This is a genomic window from Pelagerythrobacter aerophilus, from assembly GCF_003581645.1.
In the GTDB taxonomy this organism is placed as follows: Bacteria; Pseudomonadota; Alphaproteobacteria; order Sphingomonadales; family Sphingomonadaceae; genus Pelagerythrobacter; species Pelagerythrobacter aerophilus.
The window spans coordinates 35,173-53,727 of sequence record NZ_QXFK01000009.1; the positions used below are offsets into that span (position 1 = coordinate 35,173).

Annotated in this window: 15 protein-coding genes; 1 reads left to right on the forward strand and 14 read right to left on the reverse strand. The window is 61.5% G+C overall.

Going from position 1 to position 18,555, the window contains the following annotated elements; all coding sequences use genetic code 11:
• Positions 1–74 precede the first annotated feature (74 nt).
• The 13 genes from D2V04_RS02295 to D2V04_RS02355 form a co-directional block, all read right to left on the reverse strand.
• Positions 75–1,469 carry an aldehyde dehydrogenase family protein gene (locus tag D2V04_RS02295; protein WP_119511748.1) on the reverse strand — a complete coding sequence of 465 codons (1,395 nt, stop codon included), beginning with the start codon at positions 1,467–1,469 and terminating at the stop codon, positions 75–77.
• The gene (locus tag D2V04_RS02300) at positions 1,466–3,106 is read right to left on the reverse strand and encodes an acetolactate synthase large subunit (RefSeq protein WP_119511749.1); all 1,641 of its coding nucleotides are present in this window, start codon (positions 3,104–3,106) and stop codon (positions 1,466–1,468) included. Before D2V04_RS02300 ends, D2V04_RS02295 begins: the two co-directional genes overlap by 4 nt.
• Positions 3,107–3,198: 92 nt before the next feature.
• The gene (locus tag D2V04_RS02305; protein ID WP_050775921.1) at positions 3,199–4,158 is read right to left on the reverse strand and encodes a cation diffusion facilitator family transporter; all 960 of its coding nucleotides are present in this window, start codon (positions 4,156–4,158) and stop codon (positions 3,199–3,201) included.
• Entirely contained in the window at positions 4,158–5,027 is an 870-nt protein-coding gene (locus D2V04_RS02310; protein WP_054522853.1) for a hypothetical protein, read from the reverse strand. Before D2V04_RS02310 ends, D2V04_RS02305 begins: the two co-directional genes overlap by 1 nt.
• Positions 5,024–5,653, reverse strand: a complete 630-nt coding sequence (locus D2V04_RS02315) for a cation transporter (protein WP_054522854.1) — start codon at positions 5,651–5,653, stop codon at positions 5,024–5,026. Before D2V04_RS02315 ends, D2V04_RS02310 begins: the two co-directional genes overlap by 4 nt.
• The gene (locus tag D2V04_RS02320) at positions 5,650–6,021 is read right to left on the reverse strand and encodes a SpoIIAA family protein (protein WP_119511750.1); all 372 of its coding nucleotides are present in this window, start codon (positions 6,019–6,021) and stop codon (positions 5,650–5,652) included. Before D2V04_RS02320 ends, D2V04_RS02315 begins: the two co-directional genes overlap by 4 nt.
• 22 nt (positions 6,022–6,043) lie before the next feature.
• On the reverse strand, positions 6,044–9,307 hold the full coding sequence (locus D2V04_RS02325; protein WP_147391754.1) for an efflux RND transporter permease subunit: 3,264 nt from the start codon (positions 9,305–9,307) through the stop codon (positions 6,044–6,046).
• A gap of 37 nt (positions 9,308–9,344) precedes the next feature.
• Positions 9,345–10,493 (reverse strand): efflux RND transporter periplasmic adaptor subunit, encoded by a 1,149-nt coding sequence (locus D2V04_RS02330; protein ID WP_119511752.1) that lies wholly within the window; start codon positions 10,491–10,493, stop codon positions 9,345–9,347.
• A gap of 11 nt (positions 10,494–10,504) precedes the next feature.
• The gene (locus D2V04_RS02335) at positions 10,505–11,803 is read right to left on the reverse strand and encodes a TolC family protein (protein WP_228766208.1); all 1,299 of its coding nucleotides are present in this window, start codon (positions 11,801–11,803) and stop codon (positions 10,505–10,507) included.
• A gap of 18 nt (positions 11,804–11,821) precedes the next feature.
• Entirely contained in the window at positions 11,822–12,196 is a 375-nt protein-coding gene (locus D2V04_RS02340; protein WP_067463363.1) for a hypothetical protein, read from the reverse strand.
• 123 nt (positions 12,197–12,319) lie between these two features.
• Positions 12,320–13,273 carry a CDF family Co(II)/Ni(II) efflux transporter DmeF gene (gene dmeF / locus D2V04_RS02345; RefSeq protein WP_119511754.1) on the reverse strand — a complete coding sequence of 318 codons (954 nt, stop codon included), beginning with the start codon at positions 13,271–13,273 and terminating at the stop codon, positions 12,320–12,322.
• Positions 13,274–13,370: 97 nt separating this feature from the next.
• On the reverse strand, positions 13,371–14,042 hold the full coding sequence (locus D2V04_RS02350; RefSeq protein ID WP_119511755.1) for a DsbA family protein: 672 nt from the start codon (positions 14,040–14,042) through the stop codon (positions 13,371–13,373).
• Positions 14,043–14,251: 209 nt separating this feature from the next.
• Positions 14,252–15,142 (reverse strand): substrate-binding domain-containing protein, encoded by an 891-nt coding sequence (locus D2V04_RS02355; protein ID WP_119511756.1) that lies wholly within the window; start codon positions 15,140–15,142, stop codon positions 14,252–14,254.
• Positions 15,143–15,616: 474 nt separating this feature from the next.
• On the opposite strand from D2V04_RS02355, the gene lnt reads away from it, so the two are divergent.
• Positions 15,617–17,107: an apolipoprotein N-acyltransferase gene (lnt, locus tag D2V04_RS02360; protein WP_182849629.1), complete on the forward strand. Its 1,491-nt coding sequence runs from the start codon at positions 15,617–15,619 to the stop codon at positions 17,105–17,107.
• Here the strand turns inward: lnt and D2V04_RS02365 are convergent.
• Positions 17,070–18,503, reverse strand: a complete 1,434-nt coding sequence (locus tag D2V04_RS02365) for a bifunctional metallophosphatase/5'-nucleotidase (RefSeq protein ID WP_119511758.1) — start codon at positions 18,501–18,503, stop codon at positions 17,070–17,072. The genes lnt and D2V04_RS02365 overlap by 38 nt on opposite strands.
• Positions 18,504–18,555 lie beyond the last annotated feature (52 nt).

Below are 18,555 nucleotides of genomic sequence, written 5' to 3' on the forward strand. Positions count from 1 at the left end.
TAAGAGACTTAACTTCGGGAAAGGCCGACGGGTGCGAAGCTGCCCGTGTCGCCATCCCGGGTCTGTCGAACGGGTTATGATGCTGCTGTCGGCCAGTTCCAGACGGCCATTTTTTCAATGCTCATATCCGCCATAGTGTAGGGGATCCCGCCGACGCCAAGCCCGGAGCGGCGCAGCCCTGCAAAAGGCATCCAGTCGACGCGGAATGCCGTATGGTCGTTCACCATCACAGCCGATCCCGCCAGAGACTGTATGCAATGATTGGCGATTGACAGGCGATCCGTGAATACAGCGGCCTGAAAGGCGTAAGGCAGGGCATTGGCCTGCTTGATAGCCAGGTCGATATCGTCATAGCCATACACGCAGATCACGGGGCCGAAGATTTCTTCCTGGGATACCTTGGAACTTTCGGGAGGATCGACAATGACGGTCGGGGAGAAAAGAGTATCACTCAGACGGCTTCCCCCGCACACCAGGGTGCCGCCTGCTGCGATGGCTTCATCGACCCAGCGTTCGACGCGGTCAACTTCCTCCGTTCGGATCAGGGGTCCGCATTGGGTCTGAGCATCGGCGGGATCGCCCACGACCAGCTTTTCGGCAGCTCGCCCTAGGTCATTGGCGAAGTCTTTCAATTCTGCAGCAGGGACGAATACGCGCTGTACGGAAACGCAGACCTGACCCGAATGATAGAACCCGCCTTTAAGCAACGAGGCGATCACTGCTGCGCGCTCCACGCCGTTGTCCACGATTACCGGCGCCGCGCCGCCGTGCTCGAGAGCAATGCGGGTCCCCGGCGCCAGCTTCGAGCGAAGCATCCAGCCGATTTTCGCAGAACCGATGAATGAGAAGAACGCCGTGCGCGGATCGGTTACCATTCTTTCGGCGATATCGTTGCCGCAAGGTGCGAACCGGCACCAGGCCTCGGGCAGGCCGGCTTCATGGAGAATGCTCACGAAGCTCTGGCATGACAGAGGCGTTTCCAGCGCAGGCTTGATGAGAACGGGGCACCCGGCTGCTACCGCCGGTGCAACCTGATGGACGATCAGGTTGAGGGGGTGATTGAATGCCGAGATCGCCACGACAGGACCGATCGGCTCGCGGAAGGTATATGCCGTCCTTCCCGCACCCGCTTCTGTCAGGTCCATGGGGATCTCGTGGCCGCCGCCATCGCTGAGCGCCTGAACGCACAAGTCGACGCTGCTGATCGCGCGACCGGCTTCCACGCGCGCATCGATCAGGGGTTTGCCGCCCTCCCTGACGATCTGGAGAGCCAGATCCTGGGCTCGTCCGCGCATGATATCCGCAGCCCGCCGGAGGATGGCGATACGCTCGTGCACGGCAAGCCAGCCATGGCGGTCGCGGTGGAGCAACTGCGCTTCATTCAGCCATTCATCGATTTGAGCCCAGTCGACAAGCGCTACTTCTGCAATCGGCGAGCGGTCGAAGGGATTGTGAACGATCGTTTTCATAGCTCGCACACCTTTGCGCCGAGTTCATCAATCAGCACCTTCTTGTTTTCGGAATAGTCGACGGGCAGATCGACGAGATGCACGCCGCCAGCCTCGAATGCGTCGTTCAGGACCGCCACAAGATCTGCGCTCCGTTCGACCCGGTGACCGGTCGCTCCATAGCTTTGTGCGTAGGTGACGAAGTCGGGATTGGAAAAGGTCAGGCCGTAGTCCGGAAAGCCGAGCTGGTCCTGCTTCCAGCGGATCATGCCGTATGCTGCATCGTTCAGAACGAGAACGACAAGGTTCAGTCCAAGCCTGACGGCCGTTTCCAGTTCCTGCGAGTTCATCATGAACCCGCCATCGCCGCATACCGCGAGCACTCTGCGCCCCGGCGACAGCATCGCCGCCATCATGGCCGATGGAAGGCCTGCGCCCATCGTCGCCAATGCATTGTCGAGAAGGATGGTACCCGGTTCATTCGCAATGTAGTTTCTGGCGAACCAGATCTTGTAGATACCGTTGTCGAGCGCAACGATATCATCGCGCGCCATTACGCTGCGTACGTCGGCAACCACGCGCTGGGGGACCATTGGAAAACGTTCGTCGTCGCTGGTCTCGGAGATGTGCGATGCAATCTCGTGATGCAGGGCGGTATAATAGCTGCGGTCGCACTGCAGCTTGCCATCCAGGCGGTTTCCCAGCCGCTCGACCGATCCGGCGATGTCGCCGATGACCTCGAGCTGCGGGAAGTAGACCTGATCGACTTCGGCTGCCTTGTAATTGATATGGATGACGGTCTGCCCGCCCGGCTCCATGAAGAAGGGCGGCTTCTCCACCACGTCGTGACCGATATTGACGATCAGATCGGCCTTTTCGATTGCGCAGTGAACATAATCGCCCGACGATAGCGCCGCGGTGCCCAGATAGAGCTCGCTATCTTCATCGACCACGCCCTTGCCCATCTGGGTGTCGAAGAATGGAAAGCCGGTATCAGACACGAATTTGCGCAACGCTTTCGAAGCGCGGCGGCGGTTCGCTCCGGCACCGATCAGGAGCAATGGCCGCTCAGCCGCGATGATGCGCTCGGCCGCTTCGTCGAGCGCAGCATCTCCGGCGACCGCATAACGCCTGTAATGCGGAGGTATGACCGGTTCGATCGTTTCCTCTTCAGCGATATCTTCCGGCAGCTCGAGCAGTACAGCGCCCGGCCTTTCTTCCTGCGCCAGACGGAAACCTTCGCGAACGAGCGAGGGAATGCGATTGCCGTTCACGATCTGGGTCGAAGCCTTGCAGAGCGGCGTAAACAGGGAAACGACGTCGACAATCTGGAACTGGGCCTGTTTCGATGTCTTGATCGGTTTCTGCCCAGTAATAATGACGAGCGGAAAGGCCCCGAGCGCGGCATAGGCCGCCGGTGTGGTCAGGTTCGTGGCACCAGGCCCGAGCGTTGCCAGGCACACACCTGCCTTGCCGGTCAGGCGGCCATAGGTCGCCGCCATGAAGCCAGCGCCCTGTTCGTGACGGGCCAGAACCAGCGTGATGGCGGAAGTTCGCAGCGATTCCAGGAGATCCAGGTTCTCTTCGCCTGGAACGGCGAAAACATATTCGACGCCCTCGGCCTCGAGCGCGGCGACCATAAGATCGGAAGCTTTCATTCGTTGGTCCTCATTTTACGGGTTGCAGGGCGGTTCATGTCGTGCGCTGCCAAGCAGCTTACCCACAGCGACCGACCCGATCGCCGCGCTTGTCAATGGTCGCGGTCATGGTCGTGATGATGGTTCTTCTCGACCTGATGGTCCGGGATCATGTCGGGATCACAGTCTGCAGCGAGACAGGCTTCGAACGTTGCATGGGCGATGGCGTGCTGCGTCTCGAGCATACCGCGAGCCCGCGCCTTCACATCCTCGAAAGCCTGCAACGAAGATTCGGCAGGAACGATATGCGCCTCAAGCGCGCGATAATGCTCACTGATGCTCCAGACATGGACGTGATGGACGTCGGCCACGCCTTCTGTGTCACGCAGGTCGCTCACAATGCGATCGAACTCGCTTTCGTCCGGCACCGCACCCATCAAGAGCCGCACCGTGCGAGGCAACAAAGTGACGCCCTGCCAGATCACATAGGCAGCAATGACCACAGTGATGATCAGATCGGCAATATAAAGTTCGTATCGCAGAATGAGTACGCCAGCCACGATCACACCGACCGACGCCAGCGCATCGGACACATTGTGCAGAAAGGCGGCTTTCATGTTGAGGGAGTTCTTCGAGCTGGCGTAAACCATCACCGCCGTAACCACGTCGATCACCAGCGCTATCCCGGCGACCCAGATTACGGTCCACCCCTCAACGGGTTGAGGGTCTGCGAAACGGTTGATCGCCTCGACGAGCAGATAGAAACCGATGATAAGCAAAGTCGTCAGATTAATGAGCGCCGCCACGACTTCCGCACGAGCATAGCCGAAGGTCATAAGCTTGTCGGCTGGCCGGCGCCCGATCCGCCTCGCAAACAGAGCCAGTCCAAGCGATGCCGCGTCGCTGAAATTGTGCAGCGCATCGGCGATCAGTGCGAGCGAACCCGACAATATCCCCCCGATGATCTGGGCGACAGTCAGCAGGACGTTGAGGGCGACGGCCAATACAAGGCGGCCGTCGCTCATGCTTTCTTCGCCGTGACTGTGCCCGGCATGACCGCCCGATTGTGCCACTACCTGCCTCCTTTTTCTGTTCTCTTGGTCGTCGTAACGGACTGCGCGGGGGAATGCTGGAACGTGCTGTTCGAGACATCGAGTTCGCGCGACAGTTCTCCAAGCGCCGAGATCGCGAGGCCGAGCAGCGCGAACCCTCCGACGAATGCCAGGAGCGTAATATGATTGGCGGCGACCGATCCGGTTCCCATGCGAAGCAGCGCGCGCGCCGATGCAACTATAAGAAAGCCCGGGATAATAGCCGCTAGCCAACCTCGCCCGTTGTCGGTGAATCCGTGCAGCGCCCAAAAGGTCAAGAGAGCGATCCCGATGAAAAACAGGGAAAAGAGGACAAGTAGCGCAAGCTGGTCCATCCTGCTCACTTGGGCGGATCGGTATTCATCGATCGCCTGGCGTCCTATTTCCAGGTTCGCAAAAACAAGCGCTGCAGACACCGCCATTGCTGTCGTCGCGGATGCAGCAGCGGCAGCACCCAAGATAACGCTGTAAGGCAGGATATCGGACGCCATCGACACCGAGATGCGACGTACCAGGGTTGGCCTATCGGAGCATCGCTCAGGTCCGTCATCATCCGGTCTGAGTTTTGCGTATCGACCAAGCTCGTTGAAAATCAGAAGCAGCAGGCCGCCCGCCAGCATCAAACCAGTGAGTGTCCAGCGGGTGAGAGGAGATTGTCCCAGCGGAAGAGTTAGCAAGACGGCAAGGGCGGCAAAAGCACCCGAAACGCCGCCCGGCAGGAGCGGATGCAGGAAGCTCCAACTGCCTTTTGCCAATTTGCCGCCAATCATGACCCCGATGCCTGATAGCATCGCCAGGACAAGGACCCGCGAAAGGTCCTGCGCGGCAAACAAGGTATCGATTAGCGTCAATTCCTCTTCTCGCCGTGGACGGTTCCCGCCTCGTCGTGCACATCCATATGCGTATCGCGCAGGATCTGCACTCCGCCGTAAAGCGCTATGCAGGCGACCGCTATTCCGACCACTAGGTCGGGCCAGTTGGCACCGGTAATCAGCACAACGATGCCGGCGATGATGATCCCGCCATTGGAGATGAAGTCGTTGAAGCTGAAGGTTGTCGCCGCCCGCATATTGACGTCCTTGTTCTCCACCTTCTGCAACAGGCGCAGGCAATAGAGATTCACCAGTCCCGCGACGAACGCCATCGCCATCATCAGCATGCCGCCCGGATCGGAACCTTCCACGAACCGTCGGTAAGCATCGAAAATGACCCCAGCGGAGAAGACCAGCAGCATGATGCCGGAGAAACGCGCGGCCCCGCGTTTCCAGGTCCGCGAGCGGGTTAGCGCAAGCAGGCTGAGCGCATAAACGATTGCATCCGATGAATTATCGAGGCCGTTTGCCAACAGCGCGTTGGAATCGGCAAAATATCCGACCGCGAAGAAGCCGATCGCGATGGCGACGTTAAGCCACAGGACAACCCACAGGGTCTTGCGCTTTTCGGGCGACCCGGCATCGACCTCATGTCCGCCACTCATGCTGCGTCCTCCCCGGTTTGTACCCAGCTTTCCGCATGACTACGCTGTGTTGGCCGGAAGAACTTCATTTCGGTGCGGAAGAGTGAGGATGACAATTTCGTGCCCCACTCTTCCCATTCGCTGTCGCCGATTATGGCGATCCGGCCGAAACAATCCTTATGCCGGATGTCGAACTTGAGATCGCGCCAGAGACCTCCGAAGTTCCAACCCGAAAAGTCAGGCGCGAGCTCGATCACCATCGGGACGGTACCGGCCTCGCGCTCTGCGATATGTTCGAATTGGGGAACAAAGCGGTCATAGGCTTCATCCCCCTGCCTGCCTCCGGCACGTATCCAGAGCAGTCCGTTCTTTTCCTTCAGTGCCAGCACCGTATTCTCCTTTCCCGATCGGTCATGCGATGTCCTTCAGCTCGCGCTGCTCATCGCTTGTCACATTGCGCCGCAGCCTGTCCCACCAACGCTGTCGCCAGGTCCGGTCATCTTCTCTGGTCCCGAAAACCAGCTTCAAGATTGCGGGCAAGACGAAAAGGGTCAGCGCGGTGGCGGTGATCAACCCTCCAATGACGACTGTCGCCAAGGGACGTTGCACTTCCGCGCCGGTCCCGGTCGCAATGGCCATCGGCACGAAGCCGAGCGATGCAACGAGCGCGGTCATGAGAACCGGCCTTAGGCGCGCCAATCCACCATCGACGATGGCGTCATCGAGCGCCATGCCCCTGTCGAGCCGCTGACGGATCGCAGTCACCATCACGAGGCCATTCAAGGTCGCCACACCCGACAGGGCGATAAAGCCTACCGCCGCAGATACCGAGAATGGCATCCCGCGTAGAGCCAAGGAGAAAATCCCGCCTGCCAGGGCCAACGGGATCGCGCTGAATACGGCGAGCGCCGGCACCCAGCCCCCAACCGCCATGTAAAGCAGCAAGAGAATGACCGCGAAAGCGATAGGAATGACTATCTGAAGTCTTTCCTGAGCAGCCTGGAGGTTCTGGTATTGACCGCCCCACTCGATAAACGCGGCAGCGGGCAGTTCGACCTGCGCCGCAACCCTTTCCTGGGCCTCTTCTACAAAAGACCCGAGGTCGCGTTCTCGCACGTTGGACGAAACGATCACCAGTCTGCGTCCCTGTTCCCGGCGAACCTCCGCGAGACCATCCACCACACGGAACTCGGCAACCGAGCGTAGCGGTATGGTTGCCCCGTTCGGGAGCAGCACCGGCAAAGCACCCAACTGGTCGAAATCGTCGCGGGTCGCGTCCGACAACCGCACAACCACATCGAAGCGGCGATCGCCTTCGAAAACGAGGCCCGCAGGCCGACCGCCCAGTGCGATCGCCACCGATTGCGCAACGTCTTCGACCTTCAGCCCGTAACGGGCAATCGCTGGCCGATCGAAGGCAATATCGAGGGTGGGGAACCCGGTCACTTGCTGGACCTTGACGTCCGCGGCGCCGTCGACATTGCGCAGCACGCCCGCAACCTCGTTCGCCGCCGAGGTCATGGCGCTGAGATCGTCTCCGTAGATCTTGACGGCAACATCTCCGCGAACGCCTGCGATCAATTCGTTGAACCGCAATTCGATCGGTTGGCTGAACTCGTAAAGGTTGCCGACGAGACTGCTGAGGGCGCTCTCCATTTGCGCGACCAACTCGTCCTTGGCGAGGTCGGGATCGGGCCATTCCTCACGGGGTTTGAGGATCACGTACGCATCGGAAGCGTTCGGCGGCATCGGGTCACTGGCCACTTCCGCCGTGCCCGTCCGCGAAAAGACAAGCTCGACTTGCGGAAATTGCTCGAGCCGGTCCTCTACCCGCCTTTGCATCGCGAGCGAACGTTCGAGCGATGTCGAAGGAATACGCAGCGATTGCACGGCGATGTCGCGCTCGTCCAATTGCGGTGTGAACTCGCTCCCGAGGAAGCTGAACACGAAGGCCGCAAAGGCGAAGATGCCGACGCCCATGCCGATGACCGGCCAAGGGCGGGTGATCGCCTTGCGGACCAGCGGTCCGTATCGCTCCTTGGCGATCCGGATCGGCTTGACCTCCTTTTCCGTCAGCTTCTTGTTGAGCAGGATGGCGATCATTGCCGGGACGAAGGTCAGCGACAACACGAACGCCGAGGCGAGCGCGAGCATGACCGTGATCGCCATGGGCGAGAAGGTTTTGCCTTCGACGCCGGTAAAGGTCAGAAGCGGTGCGAAGACGAGAAGTATGATCGCCTGCCCGTACACAGTCGGCTTGATCATTTCCTGCGCGGCAAGCCGCGTTTCCGTCAACCTTTCGCCCAGTGTGAGAAGCCGGCCTTCGTGTTCCTGCCGGGCCGCGAGCCTCGCGACGCTGTTCTCGACGATGATGACGGCACCATCGACGATCAGGCCGAAGTCCAGCGCACCCAGGCTCATGAGATTGCCCGAAACGCCGAGCCGGTTCATTCCGATCGATGCCATCAGCATAGAAAAGGGAATGACCAGCGCCGCGATGATCGCTGCCCGGATGTTGCCCAGCAGCAAGAACAGGATCGCGATCACCAGAAGCGCGCCTTCGACGAGATTCTTCTCGACGGTCGCGATCGTCGCATCGACCAGGGAAGACCGGTTGTAGACGATCTCCGCAACAATTCCTTTCGGCAGGGAGCTGCGAACTTCCTCGAGCCGTTCGGCCGCCTGGGCCGACACGGTGCGGCTGTTCTCGCCCGCGCGCATGAGCACGGTGCCCACGACCGCTTCATCGCCGTTCAGCGACGCCGCGCCCGTTCGCAGGTCGCCACCGATGCTGACCGTGGCGACGTCTCCTACGCGAATGGGGACTCCTTCGCGTGTAGAAACGACCGCCTGCTCGATATCCTCGACGCTGCCGAGGCGCGCATCGACCCGGGCGAGGAGGGCTTCGCCTGCCCGCTCGACGAAATTGGCGCCTTCGGCGAGGTTGGCCGCTTCCAGCGCGTCGATCACTTCGTCGAACGATAAACCGTAACCGGTCAATCGCGCGGGATCGGGTTGAACGAGGTATTGCTTTTCGAAGCCGCCGATCGAGTCGACACCCGCCACACCGTCGACCGACCGCATGAGGGGGGCAACCACCCAGTCCTGGATGGTTCGCAGATAGGCAGCCTTGGCAACATCGCTGTCGAGCCGCTCGCCACGTTCGGTCACAAAGCTCCCGTCGGACTGCCAACCGACCGCTCCGCCCAGCGGCGCTTCCTTGCCGTCAGGAAACTCGAACTCGATGGTATACATGAGCACTTCGCCCAAGCCGGTCGAGATGGGTCCCATCACCGGTTCGGCACCCTCGGGTAGGGAGGCGCTTATGGGCGTCAGCCGTTCGTTGACCTGCTGACGCGCGAAATAGATGTTCGTCCCTTCCTCGAAAATTGCGGTCACCTGGCTGAACCCGTTGCGCGATATCGAGCGGGTCATCTCCAGACCCTCGATACCGGCAAGCCCGGTCTCGACAGGATAGGTGACCTGCGTTTCGACTTGCGAAGGCGACAGGGCTGGTGCCTCGGTGTTGATCTGCACCTGTACATTGGTGATATCGGGCACGGCATCGATGGGCAGGCGCAGCAAATTCACCACGCCATAGATTGCCACACCGAGGGTCAGCACGACCATCGCCCAGCGAAAGCGCACGGCGACGTCGAGGATCATGCCGATCAGGCCATGGCGGTGGGGGCGATCCGCGTCCTGCATGTGATCAGTGTCCATGCTCGGCCTCCTCCTTCTCGAGTTCAGCCTTCAGCAAGAAGGCGTTGGCGGTGGCTATCCGCCAATTTGCTTCGAGACCGGACTCGATGACCACCCGTCCTCCCGAACGCGCACCGGTGACCACTCGACGGGCTTGAAACCCGCGGCGCGTGCGAACGAAGACCACCTCTGCGCCATCGATTGTCTGGACGGCACTTTCCGGCACCGACATGCGGCCGGTATCGACCTCACCCGAGGGGCGGATACGTGCCTGCAAGAACGCACCGGGTTGCAGGCCGGGGATCGGCCTTGCCAGCGACAGGACCGCCGTAGCGCTGCGGCTTTCGGGATCGAGCGAGGGAGTGACGGATCGCACGCGCGCACCCACTTCCCGGTTGTCCGCGATTTCCAGCGTGGCCTCGTCGCCAGGCTGGATGCGGCTTGCTTCAGCCGACGGGAGGGCAACCTCGACCTGCATGCCGCTCGGGTTCACGACCTGGTAGAGTTCTTCTCCGGCCTCGACGAAGGACCCGAGAACGATAGGCGCCGAGGTCACTCGGCCCGCGAGCGGGCTCGTAACCGCGAGGGAGCGCCCGTCGCCGCTAACACCCGCCGCCGAGACTGCCGCTTGGGCACGCGCAAGTTCCGATTGAGCAACCTGCAGATTGGCTCGGGCGGCCTCGAGATCCTGCCGCGCGGTGACATTGGCTTCGAAAAGGCGGCGCTCTCGATCGTAGGCAGCAGACAATTCGTTGACCCGCGCGCCCGCTGCGCTGAGTTGCGCCGCAAGAGCAGCGGCGTCGGCGCTCTCGATGCGGGCAATCGTCTCTCCCTGCCTCACGTAATCACCCAGCGTTTTGCCGACACTGCGGACTACGCCCGCTGCGCGGGCATCGATGCGGGCACTTGCCGTCGGGCTTGCCGCGACGGTGGCCGGAAAGACCAGCTCGACCGCCGATCCCTGACCGACGGTTTCGACCTCTATCTGGGACGCTTCGATTTGTTCGGCGCCAAGCAGGACAAGCCCTTCGGGAAGCTCGACCTCCTCACTCGTCTCCTCGGCGTTTTGGTCAGCTTTGTTGTCGGGCCACAGCATGAGCGCCGCGACTACAAAGAGAATGACAAGGCCGATCACAACGGCCAGACGTTTACGGTTCATCGGAAAATACCTCATTGTGCACCGAGCCAGATCAGTGTCGCCGCCAGGCGGCCACGATCTTCCTGAGCTTGAATCAAAGCTTCACGGATGGTGTCGCGTGCTTCGGCCGCAGCCAGAACTTCGATCAGCGGAAACCTGCCGTTGCGGTAGCCAATCCGAACGAGCCGCAAGGCTTCTTCGGCTTGGGGCAAGGACGTCTCCGCGAGGGTCTCGACCCGCGCTTCGGCTGCCAAAAATTGTCCGCGGGCCTGCGTGACCTCGAGTTCGAAATCGGTGCGGGCAATTGCTTCCCGCGCCGTCGCGGCGCGAAGCCGCGCTTCGGCAGCGGCGATGTTTCCCTGGTTGCGATTACGGAATGGAAGCGGGATCGAAACCCCCACGAGAAACGCCTGGTCTCTACTTTCCTCGAACCGTCGGATTCCGGCGGATATTGCCGGATCCGGAATGCCTAAAGAGCGTTCCTGGGCGATCGCGGCATCCGCGGCCTCGCGTTCGGCACGAGCGACCTGAAGGCGTAAGGCCGAAGGTGACGCGAGCAGCGTCGCCGGTGGTTCGATCTCGGGGAACACCGAAGGCACGTCCGCAGCAGGTGCTGCCTCGCCCCAAAGCGCGGCCAGCGCATTCCTCGCCGCACTGTCGGCAGCCAGGGCCGCTTCAAGCTCCGCGAGCGCCTCCGCAAGTGCCGCTTCGGCACGAAGCGAACGCAAGGGAGGCTCCCGCCCGACATCGACCAGTACCCCTGCGATCCTGGCAAGCTCGCGGTTGCGCTCGACTATGTCCCGCGCGAGTTCCAATCGGGCTGCCGCAGCGACGGCTTCCACATAGCGCTCGCGCACCGATCGCCCGAGCTGAGCAACCGAGAGCGCTCCTGAAAGGGTCGCGACGCGCGCCTCCGCCTGGGCGGCGCGGACGCGCGCTCCTCGTTTGCCGCCCAATTCGAGCCGCTGACTCAGGGACAAGGTGTACTCGGTGGCCTGCAATCCCGAAAACGCGCCGCTTCCGGCAATGTTTTCGGCTTCGAAAGCAATTTCGGGGTTGGGCCGCAGCCGCGCCTGGTCGACGAGTGCCCGCGCCGCGTCGGCTTCGGCCCGCGGTCCGATCAGGCGCGGATTATCTGGGGGCTCATCTGCGCTGTCGACGATGCCCGCACGAGCGAGCGCAGCTTCGAGCGTCAGAAGCTCACGCTCCTGCGCCGCCACGGTCGTGGCTTGAGCGGCGAGGAACAGCCCTCCAAAGAGGACCCCTCGCCAATGAATGGCTGACATTTTTCGAAAATTCCTCTGCTGACGATCCGAACTGCGCTGCGGCATGCAGCGCGGTGACGGTCGTCAGGCGCGAGGGGGGCGCTTCAGTCGGTCGGTAATGTCGGAAGCGAGCGCTTCGGCGGGAGGCGCATCGGGAACCACGACCAAGTGAGGGACCGAATCCTTCTGCACGGTGCCGGCAAAGCTCGCCCCGTGATGGCAATGGCCGTGTCCACACACGCCGTGTTGCTCGGCCGGCGCATCCGGATCGCCCGGCACTTCGTCGGCGGCTGCGGATGACGCAGAAGCGCTATCGAGCGAAGCCAGAACGGGCGTGCTTCCGGGCGCCACTTCGGCACCGCAAGCAGCAGCATCCGCCGCCGTCACGAACACCATCGCGACCAGCATGAGCAGGACGACGAAAGGGTGCAGGACAAGGCGACGATAGCTTGTAGTCATGGATTCCAATGGCTCATAGCAAACCGCATCAAGATTGCAAGTTCCGCAACACGATGAAGTATAAGTCTTTTGTTACAGTATAACAGTCCTCGAATACTGTTTCGGTCTTTTAGAACGGCGCGATCAGGCCGCGCGAAGCTCGGGATGCGGATGCTCGCAGCGATGCACCTCGATCGTAACGTGCACATATTCTGGATGCTCTGAAAGTCGGCTGGCATAATTGTCGGGCGCGAGCGGATCATCGGCGATGAGCGAGGCGATGACTGCATACTTGCCAGGACCGATCCGCCAGATGTGCAGATCGCCGATCGCGGCGTCCCGGTCCTCGAGCGCCTCGCGCACCTCTGTGTACCGTTCAGAGGCCGCTTCGGCGTCGACAAGCACGGCAGCGGTATCGCGCAGCAGTGACCATGACCAGCGCCCGATCACGAAAGCACCCACCAGCCCCATTGCCGCGTCCATCCATGCCCAGCCGAGGTACATGCCGGCGAGAAGGGCCACGATAGCCAGGACGGAGGTCAGGGCATCGGCAAGCACGTGGAAATAGGCGGAGCGCAGATTGTTATCGGCATGCGCATGGTCGTGGTGATGATGATGGTCGTGATCATGCCCATGGTGATGATCGGCACCAAGCAGCCAGGCACTCGCGAGGTTCACCACGAGGCCGAGCACGGCGATCCAGATAGCCTCGGTATAGGCAATCGTGAGCGGACTGACGAACCTTTGAGCCGATTCAACCGCGATCCCGATTGCGAAGATGGCGAGGACAAGCGCGCTCGCGAAGCCGGCGAGGTCGCCCACCTTGCCGGTACCGAATGTGAAACGCGGGTTGTTCGCATGGCGGTTGGCAAACCAGTAGGCGAAGGCCGCGACGCCCAAGGCACCTGCATGGGTCGCCATGTGGATACCATCGGCGAGAAGCGCCATCGATCCGGTCCACAGGCCAGCGACGATTTCGACCACCATCATCGCGGCGGTCAAGGCAACGACATAACGCGTGCGCCGCTCATGGGCGTCGTGCGAGGCGCTCAGGAAGTTGTGATCATGGGCGAGCGGATTGGAGCTGGAATGGTGCATTGGTCGATGATTAGACCGTCGAAAAGAAGATAGAAATATGCGTAGCTTCTAAGACCGCCGCAATGATAAGCGAAGAATTGCTGGATGCTGCTAAGCTCTATCGCGCTTCCGGCGCGTTACCGTTGGGATACTGCCGCGCGATAGCAACGGCTTGGCGAAGCTGCTCGGGCGGCAGAGCCCCGGCGACCAGGTAAGGCCCGACAAACATAGCCGGTGTGCCGCTTATCCCGAGCATCCCAGCCTGTCGGTCCGCTCGCGCAAGCGCTGCATCGATTTCCTTGCCATGGGATTTGAGGTCGCTTTCCAGACGCTGCCAGTCGACGCCCGCCTGATCTGCTGCGGCACGGATTTTCTCGGAACTAAGCTTGCCCTGGATTTGCATGAGCGCATCGTCGAAGGCCTGGTCCTTCCCCTGATATTTCGCCGCAAGTGCGCGGCGCGCCGCTTCGATGGAAGGCTGGCCGAAAATCGCCCAGTCCTTGAACACGATACGGACATTGCCGTCTTCCATGGCGAGAGCTGTCAGACGCGGGTGCATCTGGCGGCAGAACGGGCACTGGTAATCGGTAAATACCACCAGGGTCAGATCGTATGATTGAGGCTCGATCCGCCGGGCCGCCGGATCTTCGGCGAGCTCCGCGATCATGGCATTGCGCGCTTTGGCAAAGGCCTCCTCGCCCGTCTCCTGCTGGGCCGTTGCCGGTACCGCGACCGCCATGGAAACACCGGCGGCTAAGAGAAAATTCAATAGAAGCGGGCGCTTGTGCATCTGGTACTCTCCGAAGTCTTGGGTATTGGGTTCGTAGGATGATTGAGATATTCCAGGTGCAGCCCGGTTCTTAAGGGCGGCTTACGGCGCCCCTGATCGTTCAGGGCGAGCGAGCAAGGACCCGTCGCGAGACCCAAGCGAGCCTTGCAATGGATCCCACGAAGGCAGCTCGCACGCAGGGACGACGGATTCGAAAGACCGTGAATGATCTACAACGCGCTCAAAAAGGCGGGCTCAACCGATGCGCCAAGAAGTTCATTCAGGAATGCGGAAACATCCGCACGGATACCCGCCGCCGGAACGCCGGTCCGATAGACAAGCTCGCCCGCCCGTATGGCCCGCGCGAGCAGCATTGCTGGCGGAGCCGTGGCTCCGATAGGGGCAAAGTGCCTGCCATATTGATCGATGGCCATGGGCGCGAGACGTTCCGGCTCGCGCATGAGAGCCTCGCAAGCGCGTTCGTAGGCATCAAGCACGCGAAGCAAGGCACTTCGGCGCGGCGGCGTTTGCAGGACCTGCTCGGATGTATGCAAGCCGCCGATCGGCAGCTGGCCTTCGTCGAAACTGCGAAAGCCGGTGAACATGGCCTGCATATCGATAGCCGAAAGCGCAATATTGCTGCCCCCTTCGCTCCCCATTTTGGAGCGCATGACCATACCGGTACTGCCGGGGCTCGGGATAGTAATGCCGGCGGCCTGTCCGGCAGCGACTTGCGCGATACCTGCCTTGGCCGGCATGTATGCGACCTCCAGATCGCGACCGGGATCGAGGTTCGCGCGCCGTGCAGCAGCCTGGAAAATGATATCGCCGCCACCGTTTCGGCCGGAGCCCATCGGCCCGCTGACGATAACCTTGTGGCCGCGCAACTCGGCAAAGCTGCGGATGTCCCGCGGCACCACCTCGAAGAAGCCGCGCCAGGTGTTGATCGAAACGAGCCTCAGACCGAGACTAGGTGCTGCGAGCTGCTTCTTCGCCCCGATATAGGTCATACCCAGAAAGGCATCCGCCTCGCCGGTTCGAAACATTGAATCGATCTCGGCCGATTCCTTGATCGGCGTAAACGACAGGGGGAGGTCCGGCTCGAGGGCGAGTGCCAGCATGAGCGGAAAGACATGAGGGTTGGCCGCGGAGACTAGCCTCAGCGATGTATCGCTCCTTTCCAGCGCGGCAGAAAAGGATGCTCGTGGCACACAGCCGCTGGCGATTGATGCCGCCGCGGCCATAAGTACCGATCGCCTGTGCAAAATGCGCCACTCCTACTGATCGAATGGATTGACGGTCGAGGCTGCGCCTTACGACAGCCTTAAGTCCAGTCGGATCTTGCTCCTTCAATCAGCGAGCCCACTCCTGCGAAAGTGCGCGCCGCCCGCCACGATCCCTGGCTGGTCAAGACTACGGCGACCAGGAAAACGATGCGCGCTCTATTGCCATCGATGAGCCGGGCGTTGCTGCCCATATGGGGATAGTCGTCACCACCCCTTTTGAAGGCCGCTTCCGGCAAGCCGTTCACGCTAAGCCGCGCTTAAGACGCATGCGGTTTGGCACCTGCCATGTTTCGCCGGATTTCGCGCCTGTTGATCGCCGCCATCCTCGGAACCGTCGCGGCGCAAGGCTTTGCGCCTGCCAATGCGCCTGTCCTTTCGCTCGCCGCGCTTGGCGGCCTTTTCTACCTGATCCGCCACGATCGGGCTGCACCCATATTCTGGATTGTGACAGCCTACGCGGGAGCCATGTGGATTGCCGCGCTGCGCTGGCTTCCAAGAGCGTTTGTGATGATGGACCCGCCAGCCGTTACGGCTGGCTGGCTGGCACTCGTCGCCCTGTCTGCGATCCTGTCGCTCTTCTGGTCCGTCCCCTTCGCCCTTGCCCGAAGATACGCCAACAGAAATCACGGCACGCAGCTCTTGGCGACAAGTTCGCTTCTTGTGCTCGGCGAATGGGCGAGGTCTACCACTATCATCGGTTTCGCGTGGAACCCGCTTGGCGCGATCTGGCTCGAGGTTCCGGCTATCGTGCGGTCTGCTTCGGTCATCGGCATAACCGGCCTCTCATTTGCGACGGTGCTTGCGGCCGGACTCGTTCTGCAGATCGCCAGGCATCCGCGACGTGTCGGGGCAAGCCTCGGATTTATCGGGGCTCTCGCAATCCTCCTCGGGCGTTCGTCGGTTGCTCCTCCTGATACGGCGCAGCAGGTCGCGCTGATCCAGGGTAACATACCGCAAAGGGTCAAATGGGACGAGAACCGACTCGACGAGCAAGTGGATATCTATCTCGGTTTGACAGCCGGTATTTCCTCGACTGCGCCGGGCGTGCGCATCTTCTGGCCTGAAGCCGCGATCCCCTATGTTCTCGAGGACCGGAAGGCGCTGCTCGATGAAATCGGGAAAACGCTTCGGACCGGCGACATGCTGTTCGTCGGAGCTCTGGGTCGCGACGCCGACGGACACTATGCCAATAGTGTCTACCTGATCGATGCCTCCGGGCGGGTTCGCAACCGTTACGACAAGCGCATCCTCGTCCCGTTCGGGGAATATGTGCCGTTCGAGTCCTTGCTCGAGGCATTGCGCCTCGCCCGATATGCCCCTGGCCGCGACGCCCTTGCGCCGGGGGCAGCGATCCCGGCCATTCCATTGGCCGGCGGCGAGGCAGGCGTGGCGATATGTTTCGAGGCCACTTTCCCCGGCTTCGGCTCCGGGTTCACTACGCGGCCCGATTACATCGTCAATCCCACGAACGACGCGTGGTTCGGTCCTACCGGCGCTCCGCAACATCTGGCGCAGGCGCGCATCAGAGCGCTTGAAAGCGGATTGCCGGTACTTCGCGCGACGCAGACGGGCATATCCGCGATAATCCGGTCCGATGGTTCGATCGCCGGGCATCTCGAGAGCGGTGTCCGCGGCGTTCTCGTCGGTCGTCTTCCCGCCGCTGCGCAGGCGACCGTGTTCTCAAAGTTCGGCGCGGGCTACGTGCTCGTGTTCCTTGTCGGGTCCTTCGGCCCGATCCTGGCTAGCCGTCGGCGGAACGCCGTCAGACAAGCTCGATGGAACTCCCGACGGAAGCGTTAGTGAAGGGACGCGTGAGCCGTTTGCGCAGGGCTGTGATCGTATCGATAGGAAGCTGTCGCCGGTTCTTGCCGAACCGCGCGGGCACGCCCTGCTCGGTAATGAATCCCACAGCATAAACGGCGCTATCTTCCACCGGCCGACCTTCCAGAAACAGGCGCTCGATCCGCTGACCCTCGGGATTTTCGGCCTTGAAAGCGAGGCCCACCCCGCGCATGCGCTTGATGTAACCGCCCATCTGGTCATAGGGATCGGCCGCAAAGGTTCGTTCGAGGTTTTCCTCGATCATCTGCCGGATTTCCGCGCCGGTCACCTCGGCAAGGCTGACGGGAGGATTGGTTGGAACCATGTTCCACAAATCGCCCAGCGTAATCGGTCCCGCCGGTATCGGCGCACCGTAACGCCAGCCGTTGGAGAAGGCGATCTGCGTACCGGCGACTTCGGCAATCGCCTCGAGCAGAAGATCGTCCATCGGGCTCGACAGCATGGCATAACGATGCAGGGCTACATCGGTCCTGCCCACGGCCTCGGCCATGGCTTCGCGCTCGCCGACGAGCGCCGCGGTTACAGCGGCCTCGAGTGCCAAATCGGGATGAACGCTTTCATCGACTGCGATGAGCGCGTGCGTCCAGCCGATGAGTTCGCCGTCCCGCAAATCGAGGTCGAGCCGGCCAACGAATGACCCGTGGCAGCCGGACTGGAAGATGAGGCAGCCTTCGACCTCGATAGCATGCTCCATGCGGTTATGGGTATGGCCGCTGACGATCACATCGATGCCGGGCACGTCCTTGGCAAACTGCACGTCCTGCGGGAAGCCGACATGGGAGAGTACGACCAGCAGATCGACATGCGGGCGCATTTGCGCGACGTGAGCATGAAGTTCCCTAGTGCCGATCTCGAATCGCAGACCTTCGCTGAAATGAGGCGGCATGGTCTTGTCGACGATCGGACAGGCAAGGCCGATCAGCCCGATCCGCAGCCCGGCGCGCTCGACGATCGTGGCGGCGGGCAGGAACAGCTCGCCGCTTTCCTCGCGATAGATATTCGCGGCCAATACCGGATAGGGCAGCTCGCTGGCGAGCGCCTGCACCCGGTCCGGACCAAAGGCGAATTCCCAATGGAGCGTCATGGCATCGAAGCCCAGTTCGGCCACAAGCGGAGCAAGGGCTTTCGCCTCGTCCGAAACCGCGAAATGCGTCCCATGGAAGGTGTCGCCATTGTCCAGCGCCAGCACGCCGCCCGGATTGTCGGCGCGGGCACGCTCGAAGATCGTCTTGATGCGGGCTAGACCGCCAAGCGTCTCGAACACGGGAGTTCCATCGGCTCCATACCGAATCTCGTTATGCGGTTCGGCGTATCCATGAAGGTCGTTGAGCTGCAGTATCGTCAGGCGGGTCATGGTCTCGACCTTTCAGTTCTTCGTATTGCCAAATGGGTTGCGCTGCGGTGCA

What these genes read in the sequence shown, in the direction of transcription:
- D2V04_RS02295 (WP_119511748.1), bottom strand. Translation starts at nt 1,469, where the DNA reads ATGAAAACGATCGTTCACAATCCCTTCGACCGCTCGCCGATTGCAGAA.
- D2V04_RS02300 (WP_119511749.1), bottom strand. Translation starts at nt 3,106, where the DNA reads ATGAAAGCTTCCGATCTTATGGTCGCCGCGCTCGAGGCCGAGGGCGTC.
- D2V04_RS02315 (WP_054522854.1), bottom strand. Translation starts at nt 5,653, where the DNA reads ATGAGTGGCGGACATGAGGTCGATGCCGGGTCGCCCGAAAAGCGCAAG.
- D2V04_RS02330 (WP_119511752.1), bottom strand. Translation starts at nt 10,493, where the DNA reads ATGAACCGTAAACGTCTGGCCGTTGTGATCGGCCTTGTCATTCTCTTT.
- D2V04_RS02335 (WP_228766208.1), bottom strand. Translation starts at nt 11,803, where the DNA reads ATGCCGCAGCGCAGTTCGGATCGTCAGCAGAGGAATTTTCGAAAAATG.
- D2V04_RS02340 (WP_067463363.1), bottom strand. Translation starts at nt 12,196, where the DNA reads ATGACTACAAGCTATCGTCGCCTTGTCCTGCACCCTTTCGTCGTCCTG.
- dmeF (WP_119511754.1), bottom strand. Translation starts at nt 13,273, where the DNA reads ATGCACCATTCCAGCTCCAATCCGCTCGCCCATGATCACAACTTCCTG.
- D2V04_RS02350 (WP_119511755.1), bottom strand. Translation starts at nt 14,042, where the DNA reads ATGCACAAGCGCCCGCTTCTATTGAATTTTCTCTTAGCCGCCGGTGTT.
- D2V04_RS02355 (WP_119511756.1), bottom strand. Translation starts at nt 15,142, where the DNA reads ATGCTGGCACTCGCCCTCGAGCCGGACCTCCCCCTGTCGTTTACGCCG.
- D2V04_RS02365 (WP_119511758.1), bottom strand. Translation starts at nt 18,503, where the DNA reads ATGACCCGCCTGACGATACTGCAGCTCAACGACCTTCATGGATACGCC.